Below are 1498 nucleotides of genomic sequence, written 5' to 3'. Positions count from 1 at the left end.
GTATACTTCTAAAAGTAGTAACCCGGCAAATAATCCGAAAAAAAGAGCCTTCATTAAAATTGTTTGTGTCTTCTTACATGTCGATAGATCAAATTGAACTATCGAATGCAGAGGAGGACACGGATCTATGATAAGTGATTTACTACTTCATACTTAACTTCGCCAAAAAGAAGCCCAAAACAGATTTGTTTTGGGCTTCTACAAGTTAGAATCACAACGGAATATTTCCGTGTTTTTTCCATGGTCTAGTTTCTTTTTTGTTGCGTAGCATTTCAAGAGATTGAATAATCTTGATCCTGGTTTCTCGAGGATCAATAACGTCATCTACCATCCCAAGACTTGCAGCTACATATGGATTGGCGAATTTCTCACGGTATTCTTCAATTTTATCTGCACGAGTTGCTTCCGGGTCTTCACTATTTTGAATTTCACGGGCAAAAATGATATTCGCTGCTCCAGCAGATCCCATAACCGCAATTTCAGCATTAGGCCATGCAAACGTAAGGTCCGCACCGATTGATTTACTATTAAGAGCCACGTAGGCGCCGCCGTATGCTTTACGGAGAATGATTGTCAATTTTGGCACTGTTGCTTCAGAATACGCATATAGCAGCTTTGCTCCGTGACGAATTATGCCACCGTGTTCTTGTTTAACACCAGGGAAGAAGCCAGAAACGTCTTCAAACGTAATTAATGGAATGTTAAACGAATCACAGAAACGAATAAAACGGGCAGCTTTATCAGATGAATCAATATCCAGCCCTCCTGCTAATACCTTTGGCTGGTTACAGACAAGTCCCACCACTTTTCCTTTAATACGTGCTAGACCGACCACAATGTTTTTCGCAAATCCAGCTTGTACTTCCATGAACGAACCATTATCCACAACTTGCTCCAATACTTTACGAACATCATATGGACGAATCCCTTCATATGGAACAACATCCGTTAAGTCTGGACGGTAGTCATCTTCATCGTCTGCCTCCAAAACTGGTGGCTTTTCTTCATTGTTTTGTGGCAGATAACTTAGAAGACGTCTAACATCCGCTAAAACTTGTTCCTCTGATGCTCCCTTGAAATGAGCATTTCCACTTATTGTGTTATGTACTGTTGCCCCACCTAATCCTTCAGATGAAATCTTTTCGCCTGTAACCGTTTCAATAACTTTTGGTCCTGTAATGAACATCTGACTCGTTTTTTCAACCATGAAGACGAAGTCTGTTATCGCTGGAGAATATACTGCTCCACCAGCACAAGGTCCCATAATAACAGAAATTTGTGGAATAACACCTGAATATATAGAGTTACGATAGAAAATTTGACCATATCCGTCCAGAGAAACTACTCCTTCTTGAATACGTGCTCCACCAGAATCGTTTAAACCAATGAACGGGGCTCCATTTTCCGCTGCCAAATCCATAACATTGGCAATTTTCAGAGCATGCATTTCCCCTAGTGCTCCACCAAATACGGTAAAGTCTTGTGAGAACAAATAAAT

Annotated in this window: 1 protein-coding gene; it reads right to left on the bottom strand. The window is 40.7% G+C overall.

Annotated features, from left to right (window positions below):
- Window positions 1–211: 211 nt before the first annotated feature.
- On the bottom strand, window positions 212–1498 hold a 1287-nt coding region (locus AC1DUW_RS28565; protein WP_477644149.1), incomplete at its 5' end, for an acyl-CoA carboxylase subunit beta.

Source organism: Peribacillus sp. P4_C12, assembly GCF_056402095.1.
The sequence above is the reverse complement of the archived record's forward strand: the minus strand, read 5'-3'. Positions and strand labels throughout refer to the sequence as shown.